The sequence below is a fragment of the Paenibacillus sp. FSL H3-0333 genome (assembly GCF_038002805.1).
GTDB classification, from domain to species: Bacteria; Bacillota; Bacilli; order Paenibacillales; family Paenibacillaceae; genus Paenibacillus_AQ; species Paenibacillus_AQ silagei.
In genome coordinates this window covers 1-1,293 of the sequence record NZ_JBBODG010000007.1, presented here as the reverse complement: position 1 = coordinate 1,293, position 1,293 = coordinate 1, and the positions used below count along the sequence as shown (strand labels likewise).

At 50.2% G+C, this 1,293-nt stretch carries 2 protein-coding genes; both read left to right on the top strand.

The features are described from left to right. The first annotated feature begins 74 nt into the window (after positions 1-74). Positions 75-392 carry a transposase gene (locus MHH78_RS33895; RefSeq protein WP_076086950.1) on the top strand — a complete coding sequence of 106 codons (318 nt, stop codon included), beginning with the start codon at positions 75-77 and terminating at the stop codon, positions 390-392. A gap of 11 nt (positions 393-403) precedes the next feature. Then, complete coding sequence (locus MHH78_RS33890) at positions 404-1,264, top strand: IS3 family transposase (protein ID WP_340827831.1); 861 nt, start codon at positions 404-406, stop codon at positions 1,262-1,264. Positions 1,265-1,293 lie beyond the last annotated feature (29 nt).

The window sequence follows — 1,293 nt, the reverse complement described above, 5'->3', positions numbered from 1 at the left end:
TGCAATTAGAATAAAAAGTGGACGCCACGTTAAGAGACACTGGATAATAGGCTTAACGAAGGAAGGTGTCCAATGTGGGGGAACGACGGCAACGATACAATGAAGAATTCAAGAAGCAGACGGTGAAATATGTGCAGGAGCAGACCAAGAGTATTGGGGATATCTGTGAGGAGCTGAATATCCCCAAGAGTACGATTCACCAATGGATCTCTCAGTACCGCCAATTCGACCAGGAGGCCATTCACCACCCGGAGAAAATGCGTCAGATCGAACAGACGCTTAAGGATGCCGAAGCGGAGAATCACCGCAAAGAACGTGAAATCGAGGACCTGAAAGAAGAGCTGGCCATTCTAAAAAAGGCGCTGCACATCTTCAGCAAAGAAAAGAACTAAGGTTCCAGTTTATCGAAGATCACCGCTCGGATTTTCGATTGGAGAAGATGTGCAAGGTCCTCAAGGTATCCCGAAGCGGGTACTACAAATGGCGTACGGCAGAGCAGCCGGTACGACTCGAGCGAAAAGAGAAGCTGATTCAGCGTATTCGGTGGTATCACCAGGATTCAGGGGGCACCTACGGCAGCCCAAGGATTCATCGGGAACTCCAAAGGGAGGGCTGGAAGGTCTCCGAGCGTACCGTCGGCCTCTTCATGCGCGAGCAAGGGATACGTTCGTGTATGGCCCGTAAATACCGGGTCACGACCACGGACTCGAATCACGATCTGCCGATTGCGCCCAATGAACTCCAGCAAGACTTTTCGGCCACAAGGCCAAATGAAAAATGGGTGGCCGATATTACGTACATTCCGTGTCGTCAAGGCAAACTCTATTTGGCGAGTATTCTGGACCTGTATACGAAACAGATTGTCGGGTGGAAGCTCAGTGACCGGATGACCACGGATCTGGTTCTAGGCGCCCTCCAGCAGGCCTACAAGGCGAAAAAGCCTGGGAAGGACCTGATACACCACTCCGACCGAGGATCTCAGTATGCCTCCAAGGACTACCGGAAACAGCTCCAAACCTATCGCATGAAAGCGAGTATGAGCCGCAGGGGCAACTGCTACGATAATGCTTGTATAGAAGCGTTCCACAGCATTCTGAAGCGCGAGTTGATCTACAGTCATCCGAAGTTTAAAACCAAGGAAGAGGCCTACCAAAAGCTATACTGGTATTTGGAGTTGTTTTACAACCGCAAGCGTTCCAACAGTACTCTGGGATACATGTCGCCAGTGCGTTTTGAGCAACTTTACTACCAGACAGTCGTTTAATTGGCGTCCACTTTATTGACAGAAGAGCA